At 72.6% G+C, this 18,281-nt stretch carries 18 protein-coding genes; 11 read left to right on the top strand and 7 right to left on the bottom strand.

Annotated elements, in window-relative coordinates; all coding sequences use genetic code 11:
• Positions 1-183: 183 nt before the first annotated feature.
• Complete coding sequence (locus ACZ4TO_RS15950; protein WP_468024447.1) at positions 184-843, bottom strand: helix-turn-helix domain-containing protein; 660 nt, start codon at positions 841-843, stop codon at positions 184-186.
• Between the two features lie 62 nt (positions 844-905).
• Here ACZ4TO_RS15950 and ACZ4TO_RS15945 point away from each other — a divergent pair, with 62 nt between their 5' ends.
• From ACZ4TO_RS15945 to ACZ4TO_RS15925, 5 genes are all read left to right on the top strand, one after another.
• Positions 906-1,925 (top strand): NAD(P)/FAD-dependent oxidoreductase, encoded by a 1,020-nt coding sequence (locus ACZ4TO_RS15945; RefSeq protein ID WP_468024446.1) that lies wholly within the window; start codon positions 906-908, stop codon positions 1,923-1,925.
• Between the two features lie 512 nt (positions 1,926-2,437).
• Positions 2,438-3,976: an ATP-dependent DNA ligase gene (locus ACZ4TO_RS15940; protein ID WP_468024445.1), complete on the top strand. Its 1,539-nt coding sequence runs from the start codon at positions 2,438-2,440 to the stop codon at positions 3,974-3,976.
• The gene (locus ACZ4TO_RS15935) at positions 3,973-4,449 is read left to right on the top strand and encodes an NUDIX hydrolase (protein WP_468024444.1); all 477 of its coding nucleotides are present in this window, start codon (positions 3,973-3,975) and stop codon (positions 4,447-4,449) included. The genes ACZ4TO_RS15940 and ACZ4TO_RS15935 overlap by 4 nt, the downstream gene beginning before the upstream one ends.
• A 109-nt stretch (positions 4,450-4,558) precedes the next feature.
• Positions 4,559-5,950 carry an NADP-dependent succinic semialdehyde dehydrogenase gene (locus tag ACZ4TO_RS15930; RefSeq protein ID WP_468024443.1) on the top strand — a complete coding sequence of 464 codons (1,392 nt, stop codon included), beginning with the start codon at positions 4,559-4,561 and terminating at the stop codon, positions 5,948-5,950.
• Between the two features lie 25 nt (positions 5,951-5,975).
• Positions 5,976-6,215: a DUF6213 family protein gene (locus ACZ4TO_RS15925; RefSeq protein WP_151470505.1), complete on the top strand. Its 240-nt coding sequence runs from the start codon at positions 5,976-5,978 to the stop codon at positions 6,213-6,215.
• Positions 6,216-6,282: 67 nt separating this feature from the next.
• Here the strand turns inward: ACZ4TO_RS15925 and ACZ4TO_RS15920 are convergent, their stop codons facing one another.
• Entirely contained in the window at positions 6,283-6,957 is a 675-nt protein-coding gene (locus tag ACZ4TO_RS15920) for a transcriptional regulator (protein ID WP_468024442.1), read from the bottom strand.
• A gap of 220 nt (positions 6,958-7,177) precedes the next feature.
• Positions 7,178-8,407: an acyl-CoA dehydrogenase family protein gene (locus ACZ4TO_RS15915; protein ID WP_339127945.1), complete on the bottom strand. Its 1,230-nt coding sequence runs from the start codon at positions 8,405-8,407 to the stop codon at positions 7,178-7,180.
• Between the two features lie 169 nt (positions 8,408-8,576).
• Here ACZ4TO_RS15915 and ACZ4TO_RS15910 point away from each other — a divergent pair, with 169 nt between their 5' ends.
• Positions 8,577-9,221: a TetR/AcrR family transcriptional regulator gene (locus ACZ4TO_RS15910; protein ID WP_382787066.1), complete on the top strand. Its 645-nt coding sequence runs from the start codon at positions 8,577-8,579 to the stop codon at positions 9,219-9,221.
• A 74-nt stretch (positions 9,222-9,295) separates the two neighbouring features.
• Here ACZ4TO_RS15910 and def read toward each other — a convergent pair whose 3' ends face one another.
• A complete protein-coding gene (gene def / locus ACZ4TO_RS15905; RefSeq protein ID WP_385040203.1) occupies positions 9,296-9,835 on the bottom strand; it encodes a peptide deformylase in 540 nt (179 codons plus the stop codon).
• Positions 9,836-9,988: 153 nt separating this feature from the next.
• Here def and ACZ4TO_RS15900 point away from each other — a divergent pair, with 153 nt between their 5' ends.
• The 5 genes from ACZ4TO_RS15900 to ACZ4TO_RS15880 all read left to right on the top strand — a co-directional run bounded on the left by ACZ4TO_RS15900 (position 9,989) and on the right by ACZ4TO_RS15880 (position 14,681).
• Positions 9,989-11,227, top strand: a complete 1,239-nt coding sequence (locus ACZ4TO_RS15900; RefSeq protein ID WP_339127947.1) for a MurT ligase domain-containing protein — start codon at positions 9,989-9,991, stop codon at positions 11,225-11,227.
• 19 nt (positions 11,228-11,246) lie between these two features.
• The gene (locus ACZ4TO_RS15895; protein WP_339127948.1) at positions 11,247-11,975 is read left to right on the top strand and encodes a type 1 glutamine amidotransferase; all 729 of its coding nucleotides are present in this window, start codon (positions 11,247-11,249) and stop codon (positions 11,973-11,975) included.
• 308 nt (positions 11,976-12,283) lie between these two features.
• Positions 12,284-13,309, top strand: a complete 1,026-nt coding sequence (locus ACZ4TO_RS15890; RefSeq protein WP_037616657.1) for a 6-phosphofructokinase — start codon at positions 12,284-12,286, stop codon at positions 13,307-13,309.
• A 137-nt stretch (positions 13,310-13,446) separates the two neighbouring features.
• Positions 13,447-14,400, top strand: a complete 954-nt coding sequence (locus ACZ4TO_RS15885) for a cytochrome c oxidase assembly protein (RefSeq protein WP_468024441.1) — start codon at positions 13,447-13,449, stop codon at positions 14,398-14,400.
• A 122-nt stretch (positions 14,401-14,522) separates the two neighbouring features.
• A complete protein-coding gene (locus ACZ4TO_RS15880) occupies positions 14,523-14,681 on the top strand; it encodes a hypothetical protein (RefSeq protein ID WP_261704251.1) in 159 nt (52 codons plus the stop codon).
• A gap of 183 nt (positions 14,682-14,864) precedes the next feature.
• On the opposite strand, the gene ACZ4TO_RS15875 is transcribed toward ACZ4TO_RS15880, so the two are convergent.
• The 3 genes from ACZ4TO_RS15875 to ACZ4TO_RS15865 are packed head-to-tail and all read right to left on the bottom strand — an operon-like array spanning position 14,865 to position 18,280.
• Positions 14,865-16,070, bottom strand: coding sequence for a sensor histidine kinase (locus tag ACZ4TO_RS15875; protein ID WP_382787076.1), 1,206 nt, complete (start codon positions 16,068-16,070; stop codon positions 14,865-14,867).
• Positions 16,067-17,917 carry a sodium/solute symporter gene (locus ACZ4TO_RS15870; protein ID WP_468024440.1) on the bottom strand — a complete coding sequence of 617 codons (1,851 nt, stop codon included), beginning with the start codon at positions 17,915-17,917 and terminating at the stop codon, positions 16,067-16,069. The genes ACZ4TO_RS15875 and ACZ4TO_RS15870 overlap by 4 nt, the downstream gene beginning before the upstream one ends.
• Positions 17,918-17,920: 3 nt before the next feature.
• Entirely contained in the window at positions 17,921-18,280 is a 360-nt protein-coding gene (locus tag ACZ4TO_RS15865) for a hypothetical protein (RefSeq protein ID WP_382787082.1), read from the bottom strand.
• Position 18,281: the final 1 nt, after the last annotated feature.

The following is an 18,281-nucleotide window of genomic DNA, read 5'->3' as shown; positions in this document are numbered from 1 at the left end:
AGCGGTCGCTTGCCGCCCTGGGAACAGCGAACGGCCCACGTCTTCACCAAGCCCCACGACCGCGGCCCCCGCCGCACCGGCCCGCACCCCCGCCACCCCGCCGTCCCACCGCACGGGCCGCACGCGCGCGCCGGCCGCCCCGCCGCAGGGAACCCCGCACCCCGGCCGCCCCGGCGTCCGCCGTCACTCCTCCTTGGACCGGGTCTTGGGCCGGGCCCGTACGTGCATGCGCTCCCCCTGCGGACCGAAGAGGCTCAGGAACTCCGCGGGCCCCTCCCCCGTCGAGCCGAACCAGTGCGGCACGCGCGTGTCGAACTCGGCCGCCTCGCCTGCCTCCAGCACGACGTCGTGCTCACCGAGGACCACCCGCAGCCGCCCCGAGAGCACGTACAGCCATTCGTAGCCCTCGTGGGTGCGCGGATCGGGCTCCCCCGTCCGCTGCGGTTCGAGCACCTTGTAGGCCTGGAGTCCACCGGGCTGACGGGTCAGCGGCCAGTACGTACGGCCGTGGCGCACGAGCGGCTCGGCGCGCACCCGGGGGTCGCCCACCGGCGGGGCGCCGACCAGTTCGTCCAGGGCGACCTGATGGGCCCGCGCGATGGGCAGCAGCAGCTCCAGGCTGGGCTTGCGCAGGCCGGACTCCAGGCGCGAGAGCGTGCTCACCGAGATGCCGGTGGCCTCGGACAGCCCCGCGAGGGTCGCCCCGCGCTCCTTCCTGATCCGGCGCAGCCGCGGACCCACCTCGGCGAGAACCTCGTCCGTCGCCGCGTCGCCGGTCGCACCGCGCCCGCCGCCGTCGTGCCCGCCGCTGTCACTCTCGCCCGCACGGGCCGCCTCACTCATCCCTCCATTGCAGAATCGGCAAAGCCGTTTGTCAATCCGGCGGGTTCGGGGCGACCTTCTCCATGGAGGTGGTCACCATGACCGAGGCAATGACCGGGACAGCGGCCGAGACAGCGGCCGGGGCAGCGGCCGGACCGTCGGCCGGGACGTACGAAGTGGTCGTCGTCGGCGGCGGCACGGCGGGGCTCTCCGCGGCCCTGGTCCTCGGCCGGGCGCGGCGCCGCACGCTCGTCGTCGACGAGGGCGAGCCGCGCAACGCGCCCGCGGCGCACATGCAGGGCTATCTGACCCGCGACGGCATGCCGCCCGCCGCGTTCCTCGCCGAGGGGCGGCGGGAGGTCGAGGGGTACGGCGTGGAGATCGTCCGGGGCCGGGTGACGGACGTCGTCCGGGACGGCGCCGGGGAGTTCGACGTCACGGTCGGTTCCGGGGACAGGGTCCACGCGCGCCGGCTGATCGTCACGACGGGCCTGGCGGACGAGATGCCGTCGGTGCCCGGCGTCGCCGAGCGCTTCGGGCGCGACGTGCTGCACTGCCCGTACTGCCACGGCTGGGAGGTCCGCGACCAGGCCTTCGGGGTGCTGGCCGCGACGCCGATGAGTGTGCACCAGGCGTTGATGGTCGGCCAGTGGTCGAAGGACGTCACCTTCTTCCTGCACACGGTGGCCGAGGACGAGCTCTCCGACGAGGACCTGCGCAGGCTCGCCGCCGCGGGGGTCGCCGTGGTGCCGGGCGAGGTCGCGGAGCTGGTGGTCGAGGACGACCGGCTCACCGGCGTACGGCTCGCGGACGGGACCACGCACGACCGCTCGGTGCTGTTCGTGGCGCCGCGCCCGGTGCCGCGGACCGGTCTGCTGGAGCGGCTGGGCGCGGAGCTGCGGGAGACGCCGTTCGGCAGCTACCCGGTCGTCGACCCGACCGGACTGACGAGCGTGCCCGGCGTCTGGGCGGCCGGCAACGCCGCCGGTTTCGCCGAGCAGGTGGTGAACGCCGCGAGCGCCGGGTACCGCGCGGCGGCCACGCTCAACGGAGAACTCCTCTTCGCCGACCTCGACGCGGCGATCGCCCGCGGCCAGGGCTGAGACCAGCGCCCGGGGCGCACCCGGCCCGATCCGGGGCCCGCGACCCGACGGCACACACCCGGTCCGATCCGAGACCCGACGGCACACACCCGGACCGATCCGAGGCCCGGGGCCCGGAGGCGCACCCGGACAGGGCTGCGGGCCCGCGGCCCTGTGGCACCCCCCGGACCGACGGGAGGCCCGCAACCCGACGGCACACAGCCGGTTTGATCCAAGGGCCGGGGCCCGACGGCACACACCCGGCCCGAACCGAGACCGGCGGCCCGGAGGCACACCCGGACACCGCTGCGGGCCCGCGGCCCTGCGGCACCCCCGGACAAGCCCGCGAGCCCGCGGTCCGGCCGTACGAGGCGGGCCGGGTGGCGAGCCCGCCGCCCACAGCACACCCGGACCGGGCCCCGGGCCCGCCGCCCGTCGGCCCTGCGGGGGACTGGGCCGAAACACGCCCTCAGGGCGCATCCTCCGCGTCCCGTACGGGTGTGAACCGGGCGCTCGCGTTGCAGGATGGCTGCATGCTGCTGAGCCGGCTCGCCCATGTGTCCCAGGAGGTCGCCGCCACCTCGGCGCGGTCCCGGAAGACCGCTCTGCTCGCGGAGCTGTTCCGGGACGCCGAGGCGGACGACGCGCCGATCGTGATCCCGTATCTCGCGGGCCGGCTGCCGCAGGGCCGCATCGGGGTCGGCTGGAAGGTACTGAGCGCGCCGGTCGCCCCCGCCGCCGGCCCCACCCTCACCGTGCGCGAGGTGGACGCCCGGCTGACCGAGCTCGGCAAGGTCTCCGGCACCGGTTCGCAGGCCGAACGGGCCCGCCTGGTGGCCGAGTTGATGGCGGCGGCCACGGAGGAGGAACAGCGTTTCCTGTTCGGGCTGCTCACCGGTGAGGTCCGCCAGGGCGCGCTGGACGCGCTCGCGGTCGAGGGCCTCGCGGAGGCGACCGGCGCGCCCGCCGAGGACGTACGGCGGGCGGTGATGCTGGCGGGTTCGCTCTCGGCGGTGGCGCGGGCCCTCCTCGCGGACGGCCCGGGGGCCCTGGACGGCTTCCGGCTCACGGTCGGCCGCCCGGTGCTGCCGATGCTGGCGCACTCGGCCTCCTCCGTCCCGGAGGCGGTCGGCAAGCTCGGCGCCTGCGTGGTCGAGGAGAAACTGGACGGCATCCGGGTGCAGCTCCACCGGGACGGCGAGGACGTCCGCGTCTACACCCGCACCCTCGACGACATCACCGGCCGGCTCCCCGAACTGACCGCTGTCGCGATGGAGCTGCGGGGTGAGCGGTTCATCCTGGACGGCGAGGTGATCGCGCTGGACGACCGGGGACGGCCGCGTTCCTTCCAGGAGACGGCCGCCCGGGTGGGGTCCCGGGTGGACGTGACGACGGCCGCGGAGACCGTGCCCGTCTCCCCCGTCTTCTTCGACGCGCTGTCCGTCGACGGCCGGGACCTGCTGGATCTGCCGTTCACCGAGCGGCACGCGGAACTGGCCCGGCTGGTTCCCGAGCCGATGCGGGTGCGGCGGACGCTCGTGCCGGGGCCGGACGACGCCGCGCGGGCCGAGACGTTCCTCGCCGACACGCTGGCCCGGGGGCACGAGGGCGTCGTGGTGAAGGCCCTCGACGCCCCGTACAGCGCGGGCCGGCGCGGTGCCGCCTGGCTCAAGGTCAAACCCGTGCACACCCTCGACCTCGTGGTCCTGGCGGCCGAATGGGGTCACGGGCGGCGCACCGGCAAGCTCTCGAACCTGCACCTGGGAGCCCGCGCCGCCGACGGCTCCTTCGCCATGCTCGGCAAGACGTTCAAGGGCATGACCGACGCGATGCTCGCCTGGCAGACCGAGCGATTCCGGGAGCTGGCCGTCTCGGACGACGGCCACGTGGTGACCGTACGGCCCGAGCTGGTCGTGGAGATCGCGTACGACGGTCTGCAGCGGTCGACCCGCTACCCGGCCGGCGTCACCCTCCGCTTCGCCCGGGTCGTGCGCTACCGCGAGGACAAGGCGGCCGCCGAGGCCGACACCGTCGACACCCTGCTGGCCGCCCACCCGGAGGTGACGCGATGAGCGGAGACCAGCACGGGCGCCGGAGCGCGGGACTGCTGTTGTTCCGGCACACCGACCACGGCGTGGAGGTATTGGTCGGCCATATGGGCGGCCCGTTCTACGCGCGGCGGGACGCCGGCGCCTGGACCCTTCCCAAGGGCGAGTACGAGCCCGACGAGACGGCCTGGGACGCCGCCCGCCGCGAGTTCCGGGAGGAGCTCGGGCTGCCGCCGCCCGACGGCGCGGCGATCGCCCTCGGCGAGGTGACCCAGAAGAACGGCAAGGTGGTCACGGCCTGGGCGATCGAGGCGGATCTCGATCCGGCGGCCATGGTCCCCGGCACGTTCACGATGGAATGGCCCCCGAGATCGGGGCGGCGCCAGGAGTTCCCCGAGCTCGACCGGGTGGAGTGGATGAGCCCGGAACGGGCCCGTTCCTTGCTCGTGACCGCGCAGACCGTGTTTCTCGACCGCCTGGCTGAGCACTCGCACTGAGAGCCGGCGTTCGGCCAGAAGCGCCGGCTCACCTCGGGGCCCGCCCGCGTTGCGCCGTGCCGCCCCGCGCGGGAGGGTCGGGGAACAGCCAGCTTTCAGGAGGTCGGCCATGCCCATCGCGACGGTGAACCCGGCGAACGGCGAGACGCTCAAGACGTACGACGCCCTCGGCGCCGAGGAGATCGAGCGCAGGCTCGCTGCCGCCGAGGCCACGTTCCGTACGTATCGCACCACCCCGTTCGCCGAGCGGGCGCGGCTCATGCACCGCGCGGCCGCTCTCCTGGACGACGACCTGGACGACATCGGCCGGGTGATGACCACCGAGATGGGCAAGCCGGTCAAGCAGGCCAGGGCGGAGGCCGCCAAGTGCGCCAAGGCGATGCGCTGGTACGCCGACCACGCCGAGGATCTGCTCGCCGACGAGCTGGCGGCCCCCGCCGACGCCGCGGACTCCGGCGCCTCCCGGGTCCTCGCGCGCTACCGTCCGCTCGGCCCCGTGCTCGCCGTGATGCCGTGGAACTTCCCGCTCTGGCAGGTGGTCCGGTTCGCCGCGCCCGCGCTGATGGCGGGCAACGTGGGACTGCTCAAGCACGCCTCGAACGTGCCGCAGACAGCCCTGTACCTGGAGGACCTGTTCCGTCGCGCGGGCTTCCCCGAGGGCTGCTTCCAGACGCTGCTGGTCGGCTCCGGGGCGGTCGAGGGCATCCTGCGTGATCCGCGGGTCAAGGCGGCCACCCTCACCGGCAGCGAACCGGCCGGCCGGGCGGTCGCCTCGGTCGCCGGGGACGAGGTGAAGAAGACGGTGCTGGAGCTGGGCGGCAGCGACCCGTACGTCGTGATGCCGTCCGCCGACGTCGAGCGCGCCGCGACCGTCGCCGTCACCGCGCGTGCCCAGAACAACGGACAGTCGTGCATCGCCGCCAAGCGGTTCATCGTGCACACCGACGTGTTCGACGCCTTCGCGGAGCGGTTCACGGAGGGCATGCGGGCCCTCGCGGTCGGCGACCCGCTGGAGGAGGACACCGACATCGGGCCCCTGTCCACCGAGCAGGGCCGGGCCGACCTGGAGGAGCTCGTCGACGACGCGGTCGAGAACGGCGCGACCGTGCTGTGCGGCGGCGAACGCCCCGACGGCTTCGGCGGCGGCTGGTACTACCTGCCGACCGTGCTCACCGACATCACGCCCGACATGCGCATCCACCAGGAGGAGACGTTCGGGCCGGTCGCCACGCTCTACCGCGCGGCCGACCTGGACGAGGCGGTGGCCCTCGCCAACGACACGCCGTTCGGGCTGAGCTCGAACGTGTGGACCAACGACCAGGCGGAGGTGGAGCGGTTCGTACGTGATTCCGAGGCGGGCGGCGTGTTCGTCAACGGGATGACGGCCTCGCACCCGGCGTTCCCGTTCGGCGGGGAGAAGCGGTCCGGCTACGGGCGTGAACTGTCGGGGCACGGAATCCGCGAGTTCTGCAACATCACCACCGTATGGCACGGAGCGTGAGCGTTCCGCAGCTACGATCCCTCGTGTGAACCGCGAAGTGACCCTCCCCCTGATCGTCGACGACCGCGGCACGTTGCAGGTGGCGGCCGCCGACGTCAGCAAGCTGCTGCGCACGGTGGGCGGCCGATGGCTGCATCTGGTGGAGGCCGGCCAGGACGGTCTCGACGAGGACACGGTGGCCGCGCTCACGATCGAACTGGCCAAGCTGGCCGACCGGATCGACGTGGCCTGCATCGCGCACAGCAGCGGCCCGAGCGGCCGCTGACCGTCGGCGACGGCGGCGCGTCCAGGCCGCGGACGGCGTCCCGGCACGGGACGCCGTCGCCGCCGTCTCAGGCGACGCGCTGGTCCTGTTCCCACAGGGCGTGCCAGAACTTCGCCTCGTAGGCCTGGAGCAGCCGCCCGTGGCGCAGGACGTCGTCCAGGGAGATCCGTTCGGCGTCGAGACCGGCCTGCACGGCGTCCAGGGCCTTGCTCTCCAGCTCGGGCGCCGGCTCGGCGAAGAAGTCGAAGAAACCGCACACCTCGTCGTCGAAGCCGTAGTGACGGCGCAGCGCCTCGGTGATGGTCTCGCAGTAGCCGCCCCACGCGGCGAGGTTGGCGCCGAGCGCGAGGACCACGTCGGCGGGCTCCCCGTTCAGGGCGAGCCAGGCGACGTACGCGGGATAGGCCTGGCAGTCGGCGAGGGGTTCGTACTCCGCGGCCCGTGCCTCGCCGGCTCCCACCGCGGCGGCGAACGCGGGGAGCCGGGCCCCGGCCACCGCCTCGCCCTCGGCGAGCGTCTCGAAGAAGGCGGCACTCGCCGGGTCGGCCGCCGAGCGGCCGGCCAGATGCACGAACGCGCGGTGATCGGCCGCGACGACATGACGCTGTTCCATAGCCAGCGCGGCGAGCGTGTCGAGCTGGGCGGCACCCCGGGCGATCAGCGGGAGCAGCCGGTTGGCGTGGGGGTCGGGGGCGAGTTTTCCGGTGACGCCCTCCAGCAGTTCCCTGGCCGTCCGCGTCATCGCGCGCTCCTTCGGTCCGGCTGACTCCGAGCCCCCGCGACCAGAGTGCACGGTCTCCCCCGGTTCATCGCGCTGCGACGCGAAGTCCCAGGTCCGGTGGGGTGACGCCGGCCGTGCGCGACGGTGGCCCGCCGCGCCCGCCCGCGTAGACCCCGCGGACGCCCGGGACGCCGGTGATCACCGGCGTCCCGTCGGGGGAACGGCTCCGGGCCGCGCGGCGTCAGCGGATCGGCATCCCGGACAGGGTGCGGGCGATGACGAGGCGCTGGATCTCGCTGGTGCCTTCGAAGATGGTGTAGATCGCCGCGTCGCGGTGCATCCGCTCCACGGGGTACTCGCGCGTGTAGCCGTTGCCGCCGAGGATCTGGATGGCCTGGCCCGTGACCTTCTTCGCCGTCTCGCTGGCGAACAGCTTCGACATCGAGCCCTCGGCCGCGGTGAACTGCTTGCCGTTGACCGCCATCCAGGAGGCCCGCCAGACCAGCAGCCGCGCCGCGTCGATCGAGGTGCGCATGTCGGCGAGCTGGAAGGCGACGCCCTGGTTGTCGATGATCGGCCGGCCGAACTGCTCACGCGTCTTCGCGTAGTCGAGGGCGACCTCGTACGCGGCCCGCGCGGTGCCCACGGCCATGGCGCCGACGGCCGGACGGGAGGCCTCGAAGGTGGCCATCGCCGCGTTCTTCACCCGCTCGCCGCCTCCGGCCCTGGCGCGCTCGCGGGCACGGGCGAGACGCTCGTCGAGCTTCTCCTTGCCGCCGAGCAGGCAGGATCCGGGGATCCGGACGTTCTCCAGGACGACCTCGGCGGTGTGCGAGGCGCGGATGCCGTGCTTCTTGAACTTCTGGCCCTGGGACAGGCCGGGCGTGTTCGGCGGCACGATGAAGGAGGCATGGCCCTTGGAGCCGAGTTCGGCGTCGACCACGGCGACGACGACGTGGACGTTGGCGATGCCGCCGTTGGTCGCCCAGGTCTTCGTGCCGTTCAGGACCCACTCGTCCTTGGCCTCGTCGTAGACGGCGCGGGTCCGCATCGAGGCGACGTCGGAGCCGGCGTCGGGCTCGGAGGAGCAGAAGGCCGCGACCTTGACATCGTTGGCATCGCCGTACATCTGGGGGATCCAGGTGCCGATCTGCTCCTCGGTGCCGTTGGCGAGGACGCCCACGGCGGCGAGGCCGGTGCCGACGATGGACAGCGCGATGCCCGCGTCGCCCCAGAACAGCTCCTCCATCGCCATGGGTATGCCGAGCCCGGTGGCGTCGAAGTACTGCTGGGCGTAGAAGTCCAGGGAGTAGATGCCGACCTTCGCGGCTTCCTGGATGACCGGCCAGGGAGTCTCTTCGCGCTCGTCCCATTCGGCGGCCGCGGGACGGATCACATCGGCGGCGAAGCCGTGCAGCCAGTCCCGGACCTCCTTCTGTTCGTCGTTGAGCTCCATGGTGAACTCGGCCATGTCCCCTCCAGCGCTGCACTAAACTGTTACTTGCGGTAACTGGAGTCTGTTACTGGCTAGTAGGAAAAGTCAACTCCCGAGCCCGGCTCGGCATCCCGTTCGATACCCATACGACGATCAGTGTTAGTTTGCGCAGGCGTCACCGAATCACCACGGGTGGGGAGAGCACATGGACACCACACAGCGGACCGATCAGCAGAGGTCCGCCGACCGCCGCCGGCGCGAGCTGCTGGAAGCCGCCGACAGAGTGGTGCTCCGCGACGGCCCCGGGGCCTCCATGAACGCCATCGCCGCCGAGGCCGGCATCACCAAGCCCATCCTGTACCGCCACTTCGGCGACAAGGGCGGGCTCTACGCCGCGCTCGCCAAGCGGCACACGGACGCGCTCCTCGAAGCGCTGCGGGCGGCACTGGACGCCCCGGCCGACCGGCGTGAGCGCGTGGAGTCGACGCTCGACACCTATCTGGCCGCCATCGAGGCACGCCCGCAGGTCTACCGCTTCCTGATGCATCCGGCGGAGGGCGGCCAGCCGGGCGACGCCGGGTTCGACGTGGGCAAGTACTCCGCGCCCGTCCTGCGCCGCATGGGCGAGGAGCTGGCCGAGGTGATCGAGGAGCGGGTGGACCTCGGACCGGGCAGCCAGCAACTGGCACGGGTGTGGGGCCACGGCATCGTCGGCATGATGCACGCGGCCGGGGACTGGTGGCTCGGCGAACGGCCGTGCACGCGCGCCGAGTTGGTGCGCAGCCTGGCCGACCTGCTGTGGGGCCGCCTCGCGGCGGCCGGCGACCGGGTCGGCGGCCCCGGGTTCTGACCGGAACTCACCCGGACGTCCCGTCAGGACAGCCTGCTCCGACCGCCGGAGGCGGCCGGAGTCCTGAGCGGCCCTCAGCCGCTCCAGGAGGCCCGCGCCACCTGGCGCAGCAGGCGCCGCCGGCGCCATCCGGTGACCCGGTCCGCGTACACACCGCCGTCGAGGTGGTCGCACTCGTGCTGGAGGCAGCGGGCGAACCAGCCGGTGCCGTGCACGGTGACCGGCTCGCCGGTGACCGTGCGGCCCTCGACGACCGCGTGGTCGTACCGCTCGGTCCCGGCCTCCAGACCCGGCAGCGAGAGACAGCCCTCCGGTCCGCGCAGGACCACACCGTCCGCCTCGACGAGTCGAGGGTTCACCACATGCCCGACATGACGGACATCGTCGTCGTCCGGGCAGTCGTACACGAAGACCCGCAGACCGACGCCGATCTGGTTCGCGGCGAGCCCGACGCCCTCGGCGGCGTACATCGTCGCGAACATGTCCTCGACGAGCTCCGCGAGTTGGGGGCCGAAATCCGTGACGTCCGCGCAGGCTGTACGCAGGACGGGGTCACCTAGCAGGATGAGGGGCCGGACGCGCCCGTGCGTGCCGGGGATGGAACCGTGTCGCATGGCGGCAAGGGTACGGTCCTGGTAGGCGCGCGCATGTCGCGCCGGCACCGAGGTGGTGCCGCGATTCGGGCCCGTGAGTGGATCTCGATAGGCTGACCCCCACATGTGCCGGGGGCAGGGGCGCGGCGCGTACGCAAGGAGGATCGAGAAACGATGTCAGGCAACTCGGACCCGCTGTCGCCGCGGGCCAAGCTGGCCGTGACGGCGGGCAAGGCGGCGGCTGCCGTCTCGCGAGCCGCCGGACGCGGCAGCGGATCGGTGATCGGCGGCCGGGTGGCGCTCAAGCTCGACCCCGACCTGCTGGCGAGGCTCGCCACGCACCTGGACGTGATCCTGGTGTCGGCGACCAACGGCAAGACCACGACGACCCGGCTGATCGCGGAGGCGCTGCGCGCCGCGGGCCCGGTCGTCTCCAACGCGCTCGGCGCCAACATGCCCGCGGGCATCACCTCGGCGCTGGCCGGCGGCTCGGACGCCAAGTTCGCGGTCATCGAGGTCGACGAGAAGTACCTCGCCGGTGTCGCCCGTGACACCGACCCGAAGTGCATCGCGCTGCTGAACCTCTCGCGCGACCAGCTCGACCGTGCCGCCGAGACCCGGATGATGGCCGAGCACTGGCGCGAGGGTCTGGCCGGCTCCAAGGCCGTCGTGGTCGCCAACGCGGACGACCCGCTGGTCGTGTGGGCCGCCTCCTCCTCGCCGAACGTCATGTGGGTGGCGGCCGGACAGATGTGGAAGGAAGACGCCTGGTCCTGCCCGTCGTGCGGCGGCGTGATGCAGCGCCCCGGCGACGACTGGTTCTGCGGCGAGTGCGGCTTCCGCCGTCCGACGCCGACCTGGGCGCTGTCCGGGGACCACGTCCTCGACCCGCACGGTTCCGCGTGGCCGATCCACCTCCAGCTCCCGGGCCGGGCCAACAAGGCGAACGCCGCCTCCTCGGCCGCCGTGGCCGCCGTCTTCGGAGTGCCGCCGCAGGTCGCCCTGGAGCGCATGTACCAGGTGCAGGCCGTGGCCGGACGCTACGACGTGGTCCAGTTCATGGAGCGCGACCTGCGTCTGCTGCTCGCCAAGAACCCCGCGGGCTGGCTGGAGACCTTCTCCCTGATCGACCCGCCGCCGACCCCGGTCATCCTGTCGGTGAACGCGCGCGGCGCCGACGGCACCGACACCTCCTGGCTCTGGGACGTCGACTACACCCGTCTGACCGGACACCCGATCTTCGTACTCGGCGACCGCAAGCTCGACCTCGCCGTCCGCCTCGAAGTGGCCAACCAGCAGTTCCAGGTGTGCGACACCCTCGACCAGGCCGTGCAGATGGCACCGCCCGGACGGATCGAGGTCATCGCGAACTACACCGCATTCCAGGACTTGAGGCGTCGTGTCGGCAACTGAGCCACGGAGGACGAAGAGAATGACTGACAACAGCCTGCGGCTGGTGTGGATCTACCCCGACCTGCTGAGCACCTACGGCGACCAGGGCAACGCCCTCGTCGTGGAGCGCCGGGCGCGTCAGCGCGGCCTCGACGTGGCCCGTGTCGACGTGCGCAGCGACCAGCCGGTCCCGACCTCCGGCGACATCTACCTCATCGGCGGCGGCGAGGACCGGCCGCAGCGGCTCGCCGCGGAGCGGCTGCGCCGCGACGGCGGTCTGGAGCGCGCGGTCGGCAACGGCGCGATCGTGTTCTCCGTCTGCGCCGGCTACCAGATCCTCGGCCACGAGTTCATCAACGACCTCGGCCAGCGCGAGCCGGGCCTCGGCCTGCTCGACGTGGTCTCGGTGCGCGGCGAGGGCGAGCGGTGCGTCGGCGACGTCCTCGCGGACATCGACCCGCGGCTCGGTCTGCCCCAGCTCACCGGCTTCGAGAACCACCAGGGCGTCACCCACCTCGGACCCACCGCCCGCCCGTTCGCGAACGTGCGGCTCGGCAAGGGCAACGGCACGGGCGACGGCACCGAGGGCGCCTACAACGACACCGTGTTCGGCACGTACATGCACGGGCCCGTCCTCGCCCGCAACCCGCAGATCGCGGACCTGCTGCTGAAGCTGGCCCTCGACGTCAACGCGCTGCCGCCGACCGACGACCGCTGGTACGAGGCGCTGCGCTCCGAGCGCATCGCGTCCGCCACGCAGCCCGCGTAGGGCCGGCCCGCCCCGGCGGGTCAGAGGAACCGTTTCTCGAGGAGGAACGGTTCCTCTTCGCGTTTCCCGGGGAAGAACGGTTTCCGTCGTCGCAGCGAACGCCGAGGGAACCGTTTCCGCTGCTGCGAGACGGACCCGTCGGACCTCGTCCGGAGCCCGTCTGAAACGGTATCCGCACAGGTGAGCGGGTGCGTCCAGCAGGCGGACGCACGGTACGGCGCGGGCCCCTCCCGCCGGTAGGCTGGCCGCGATCCTCGCCGGACAACGTGGTCCGGTCCCCGGACCACGTTGAGAAGGTATTTCGGGCTATGCGCATTGGTGTCCTCACGTCCGGCGGCGACTGCCCCGGCCTGAACGCCGTCATCCGGTCGGTCGTACACCGTGCCGTCGTCGACCACGGCGACGAGGTCATCGGCTTCCGGGACGGCTGGAAGGGTCTCCTGGAGTGCGACTACCTCAAGCTCGACCTCGACGCGGTGAGCGGGATCCTCGCTCGCGGCGGCACCATGCTCGGCTCCTCCCGGGTCCAGCCCGCGCATCTGCGTGACGGCGTGGAGCGGGCCAAGGGCCACGTCGCGGACCTCGGCCTGGACGCGATCATCCCGATCGGCGGCGAGGGCACGCTGAAGGCGGCCCGTCTGCTGTCGGACGGCGGCCTGCCGATCGTCGGCGTGCCGAAGACCATCGACAACGACATCGCGGTCACGGACGTCACCTTCGGATTCGACACGGCCGTCGGTGTCGCGACCGAGGCCCTCGACCGCCTCAAGACCACCGCCGAGTCCCACCAGCGCGTCCTGATCGTGGAGGTCATGGGCCGCCACACCGGCTGGATCGCGCTGCACTCCGGCATGGCCGCGGGCGCCCACGCCATCGTCGTACCGGAGCGCCCCTTCGACATCGAGGAGCTGGCCGCGCGGGTCGGCGAGCGGTTCGAGGCGGGCAAGCGGTTCGCCATCGTGGTCGCCGCCGAGGGCGCGAAGCCCCGTGAGGGCTCGATGGCCTACGACGAGGGCGGCAAGGACATCTACGGCCACGAGCGCTTCGCGGGCATCGCCCGGCAGCTCTCCATCGAGCTGGAGGAACGGCTCGGCAAGGAGGCCCGGCCGGTCATCCTCGGGCACGTCCAGCGCGGCGGCACCCCCACCGCGTACGACCGCGTGCTCGCGACCCGGTTCGGGTGGCACGCCGTGGAGGCCGTGCACCGCGGCGAGTTCGGGATGATGACCGCCCTGCGCGGCACCGACATCGTGATGGTCTCGCTCGCGGAGGCGGTCGAGACCCTCAAGACGGTTCCGGACGAGCGTTACGCCGAGGCGGAGTGCGTGCTCTGAGCCGTACGCCGTCGGAACCGCCCCCGGTCGCAGTCGCGGCCGGGGGCGGTTCTACTCTGGTGCGGACAGACAGCGCACAACCTCCCCCAGTGCCGTAAAAGGGCCGGGGAGGTATCCCCAGAAACAGGAGCCGGCGGATGGATCACAGCGGGCACGGCATGACCATGGATCTGCCGCCGTTCACGCTGGGGCGGGGGCTCGAGTGGTCCGCGGACCCGTTCTTCCTCGTCGCGTGCCTGCTCGGGCTCGGACTGTACGGCTGGGGAGTCGTCCGGCTGGCCCGGCGCGGCGACGCCTGGTCCTGGGGCCGTACGGCCGCCTTCGTGACCGGCGTGCTGACGGTGATGCTCGTCATGTGCACCCGGCTGAACGACTACGGCATGGTCATGTTCAGCGTGCACATGGTCCAGCACATGGTGATCAGCATGCTGTCCCCGATCCTGATCCTGCTCGGGGCGCCGATCACGCTGGCGCTCCGCGCGCTGCCGGTCGCCGCGAGGCGGGGCGCCAAGGGCCCGCGCGAACTGCTGCTGATGTTCCTGCACAGCCGCTACATGCGCGTCGTCACGCACCCCGCGTTCACCATCCCGATGTTCATCGCGAGTCTGTACGCGCTGTACTTCTCACCCCTCTTCGACTTCCTGATGGGCTCCACCACGGGCCACATCGTGATGATGTGCCACTTCCTCCTCGTCGGCCTGTTCTTCTTCTGGCCGATCATGGGCGTGGACCCGGGCCCGCACCGGCCGGGCTATCTGATGCGGATGCTGGAGCTGTTCGCGGGGATGCCGTTCCACGCGTTCTTCGGCATCGCGTTGATGATGGCGTCGGGGCCGATGGTCGAGTCGTACAAGAACCCGCCGGCCTCGCTCGGCATCGACGCGCTCGCCGACCAGACCGCCGCGGGCGGGATCGCCTGGGCGTTCAGCGAGATCCCCTCCGTGCTCGTCCTGCTCGCGCTGCTCTTCCAGTGGTACAACTCCGAGCAGCGGCAGGCCAGGCGTCTGGACCGCGCCGCGGACCGGGACGGCGACAAGGAGCTGGAGGCGTACAACGCCTATCTGGCCTCCCTGAACGCACGCGGCAACTGAGTCACGGCCCACCCCCGGGGCCCCGGAGTGCGCACGGCCCTGGCGAAGCGCCTCCCTCCGGGTGAAAATGGCCCCAAAGGCCACGGCCCGCTTCACGGACCCGCCTCGAGGAGGGTGCTGCGATGCCCGGTTCGACGAAGACGATGGGGGTGCTCACCGTGGGCGGGCTCGTCGTGGTGACGGCCTACACGGTGGCACTGGGCAGCAACGGCTGGCTGTGGTTCGGCTGGGTCGTACTGGGTCTGATCACGGTGGGGATGGTGGCCTCCCGCAGCACCTGACCGGGGGACCTCCGCACGGGACGGCCCCTCCCCCGGCCGCCGACGGCGCCTCATTCCCGGGAACCGGCAGCCGGAAGCGCCTCACCTCCGAGGACGTCGGATCGCCGGAGGCGGCTCACTCCCAGGGATGTCCAGCCGCCGGAGGCGCCTCACTGCCGGGGACCTCGGGTCGCCGGAGGCGGCTCACTGCCGGGGACCTCGGGTCGCCGAGTGGACGCCCGGCTGGTACTTGGGGAGCCGCGCGGTGATCTTCATTCCCGCTCCCACAGCGGTCTCGATGACCAGGCCGTGATCGTCGCCGTACACCTGGCGCAGCCGTTCGTCGACGTTGGACAGTCCGATCCCCCCGGAGGGGCCGACCTCCCCGGACAGGATGCGGCGGAGCCGTTCGGGGTCCATGCCGGTGCCGTTGTCCTCGATGACCACCAGCGCCTCCGCACCGGCGTCCTGCGCGGTGATGCTGATGTGGCTCTTGTCGGTCTTGCCCTCCAGACCGTGTTTGACGGCGTTCTCCACCAGGGGCTGGAGACAGAGGAAGGGCAGCGCGACCGGCAGCACCTCGGGCGCGATCTGCAGGGTGACGGACAGCCGGTCGCCGAAGCGGGCCCGGACGAGCGCCAGGTAGTGGTCGATGGCGTGCAGCTCGTCGGCGAGGGTGGTGAAGTCGCCGTGCCGCCGGAACGAGTAGCGGGTGAAGTCGGCGAACTCCAGCAGGAGCTCGCGGGCGCGCTCGGGATCGGTGCGGACGAACGAGGCGATCACGGCCAGCGAGTTGAAGATGAAGTGCGGGGATATCTGCGCGCGGAGCGCCTTGATCTCCGCCTCGATAAGCCGGGTCCTGGACCGGTCGAGGTCGGCCAGCTCCAGTTGGACGGAGACCCAGCGCGCGACCTCGCCGGCGGCGCGCACCAGGACCGCGGACTCGCGGGGCGCGCAGGCGACGAGCGCTCCGTGGACCCGTTCGTCGACGGTGAGCGGCGCCACGACGGCCCAGCGCAGCGGGCAGTCGGGCTCGTCGCAGGTCAGCCGGAAGGCCTCGCCCCGGCCGGTCTCCAGCGGGGCGCCGAGGCGTTCCATGACCTCGGTGCGGTGGTGGGCGCCGACGCCGTCCCAGGCCAGGACCGTGTCCTGGTCGGTGAGGCACAGGGCGTCCGTGCCGAGCAGGGTGCGCAGCCGGCGGGCGGACCGGCGTGCCGTCTCCTCGGTGAGTCCGGCGCGGAGCGGGGGCGCGGCGAGCGAGGCGGTGTGCAGGGTCTGGAAGGTGGCGTGCTCGACCGGGGTGCCGAGTCCTCCGAGGTTCTCGGGCCGCGCGGTACGTCTGCCGAGCCAGAACCCGGCCGCCAGCAGCGGGAGCACGGCCACGCACAGCCCGGCGACGAACCCGCTCACCCGCTCACCACCCCTTCGGTCTCCTGCGTGCCCGCCACGGTGTCCGCGGAAGCGCCCGCCGCGGTGCCCGTCGTCGTCCCCGTCGTCGTCCCGGTCGTCGTGCCCGCCGTCGCGCCCGCGGCGCCGACCGCCGCGCGGACCTGGTCGTCGGTGAGTTCCTCCGGGAGGTGGAAGCGGGCGAGGATCGCCGCCGTTCCGGGCGGTACGCGGGCGGCGGTGGCGAGCGACACCACCACCATGGTCACGAAGCCGAGCGGCACCGACCAGAGCGCCGGCCAGGCGAGCAGAGCGCGCAGCGGGCCCGCCGTCCCCGGATAGCCGGCCATGGTCGCGCCGACGGCGACGAGTGCCGCGCCGCCGCCGCCGAGCATTCCGGCCGCCGCGCCGGGCGGGGTGAGCCGTCGCCACCAGATGCCGAGGACCAGCAGCGGGCAGAAGGAGGACGCGGACACGGCGAACGCGAGCCCCACGGCGTCGGCGACGGGCAGCCCGCCCACCAGCACGCTCGCGCCGAGTGGCACGGCCATCGCGAGGACGGTGCCGAGCCGGAAGTGGCGTACGCCCCGCGAGGGCAGGACGTCCTGGGTGAGCACGCCCGCGACCGCCATGGTGAGTCCGGAGGCCGTCGAGAGGAACGCGGCGAAGGCGCCGCCCGCGACGAGCGCCCCGAGCAGGTCCGCGCCGGCTCCGCCGATCATCCGGTCGGGCAGCAGCAGGACGGCGGCGTCCGCGTCGCCGGTGAGGCTGAGTTCGGGGGCGTACAGCCGGCCCAGCGCGCCGTAGACGGGCGGCAGGAGATAGAACGCCCCGATGAGGCCGAGGACGGCGACGGTGGTGCGGCGGGCGGCGACCCCGTGCGGGCTGGTGTAGAAGCGGACGACGACGTGCGGCAGGCCCATCGTGCCGAGGAACGTGGCGAGGATCAGTCCGTACGTGGCGTAGAGCGGGCGTTCCTCGTGGCCGGCGGCCGGCGAGGCGGACAGGGCGTCGGTGCTCCCGCGTTCGGCCGCCGGGACCGGGGATCCCCGGTCGAAGGTGAGCCGGGTGCCGCCGTCGACGCGGTGGGTGCCCTTCGGGAGCCGGACGCGTGTGCCCTCGTACCGCCGGCCGTCGACGGTGCCCGTCGCGGTGACGGTGAGCGGCCGGGACAGTTTCAGGTCGAGTGTGGAATCGATCCGGACGAGGCGCTGTTCGCGGAAGGCCGGCGGTTCCTCGAAGGCGTCGCGCGGGGCGCCGTGGGACTGCCAGGCGAGGATCAGGAAGAGTGCGGGCACGAGCAGGGCGGTGAGCTTGAGCCAGTACTGGAAGGCCTGGACGAAGGTGATGCTGCGCATGCCGCCCGCGGCGACGGTGGCCACCACGACCACGGCGACCAGCACCCCGCCGAACCAATCGGGCGCGTCGGTCAGCACGGCCAACGTGAGCCCCGCGCCCTGGAGTTGAGGCAGCAGATAGAGCCAGCCGACACCGACGACGAAGGCCCCGGCGAGCCTCCTGACGGCCTGGGAGCCGAGCCGGGCCTCCGCGAAGTCGGGCAGGGTGTAGGCGCCGGAGCGGCGCAGGGGCGCCGCGACGAAGAGGAGCAGCACAAGATAGCCGGCGGTGTAGCCGACCGGGTACCAGAGCATGTCGGGTCCCTGGACGAGCACCAGGCCGGCGATGCCGAGGAAGGAGGCGGCGGAGAGGTATTCGCCGCTGATCGCGGCCGCGTTGAGCCGGGGGCCGACGGTGCGCGAGGCGACGTAGAAGTCGGAGGTGGTCCGGGAGATGCGCAGCCCGAACGCGCCGACCAGGACGGTCGCGAGGACGACGAGGGCGACGGCGGGAACGGAGTAGTTCTCGTTCACGGTTCAGCGGTCCTCGACCAGACGCACGAGATCCCTCTCGTTGCGTTCCGCCCGCCGTACGTACCAGCGGGCCAGCAGCACGAGCGGCGGGTACAGGCAGAAGCCGAGGACGGCCCATTCCAGGCCGGCCCCGTCCGGCATCGCGGCGAATACCAGCGGCAGCGGCCCGACGAGCAGGACCAGGACGGCGAACGTGACGCATGCGGCGCGGAGCTGACTGCGCATCAGGGAACGCACGTAGGTGTGTCCGAGCGTGGTCTGTTCGTCGATCTCGGTCCTCGGCCGGTAGTAGCCGGAGGTCCGCCGGGTGTGCCGGGGCGCTCCGGTGACGACCACGCGGCGTTCGGTGGGGTCCTGCGGCACG

This window comes from Streptomyces sp. NPDC028298 (assembly GCF_055565895.1).
This window is presented reverse-complemented; position numbering and strand designations above follow the sequence as displayed.

Coding starts and splice junctions, on each gene's coding strand:
- ACZ4TO_RS15950 (WP_468024447.1), bottom strand. CDS start 843: ATGAGTGAGGCGGCCCGTGCGGGCGAGAGTGACAGCGGCGGGCACGAC.
- ACZ4TO_RS15945 (WP_468024446.1), top strand. CDS start 906: ATGGAGGTGGTCACCATGACCGAGGCAATGACCGGGACAGCGGCCGAG.
- ACZ4TO_RS15940 (WP_468024445.1), top strand. CDS start 2,438: ATGCTGCTGAGCCGGCTCGCCCATGTGTCCCAGGAGGTCGCCGCCACC.
- ACZ4TO_RS15935 (WP_468024444.1), top strand. CDS start 3,973: ATGAGCGGAGACCAGCACGGGCGCCGGAGCGCGGGACTGCTGTTGTTC.
- ACZ4TO_RS15930 (WP_468024443.1), top strand. CDS start 4,559: ATGCCCATCGCGACGGTGAACCCGGCGAACGGCGAGACGCTCAAGACG.
- ACZ4TO_RS15920 (WP_468024442.1), bottom strand. CDS start 6,957: ATGACGCGGACGGCCAGGGAACTGCTGGAGGGCGTCACCGGAAAACTC.
- ACZ4TO_RS15915 (WP_339127945.1), bottom strand. CDS start 8,407: ATGGCCGAGTTCACCATGGAGCTCAACGACGAACAGAAGGAGGTCCGG.
- ACZ4TO_RS15910 (WP_382787066.1), top strand. CDS start 8,577: ATGGACACCACACAGCGGACCGATCAGCAGAGGTCCGCCGACCGCCGC.
- def (WP_385040203.1), bottom strand. CDS start 9,835: ATGCGACACGGTTCCATCCCCGGCACGCACGGGCGCGTCCGGCCCCTC.
- ACZ4TO_RS15900 (WP_339127947.1), top strand. CDS start 9,989: ATGTCAGGCAACTCGGACCCGCTGTCGCCGCGGGCCAAGCTGGCCGTG.
- ACZ4TO_RS15895 (WP_339127948.1), top strand. CDS start 11,247: ATGACTGACAACAGCCTGCGGCTGGTGTGGATCTACCCCGACCTGCTG.
- ACZ4TO_RS15890 (WP_037616657.1), top strand. CDS start 12,284: ATGCGCATTGGTGTCCTCACGTCCGGCGGCGACTGCCCCGGCCTGAAC.
- ACZ4TO_RS15885 (WP_468024441.1), top strand. CDS start 13,447: ATGGATCACAGCGGGCACGGCATGACCATGGATCTGCCGCCGTTCACG.
- ACZ4TO_RS15880 (WP_261704251.1), top strand. CDS start 14,523: ATGCCCGGTTCGACGAAGACGATGGGGGTGCTCACCGTGGGCGGGCTC.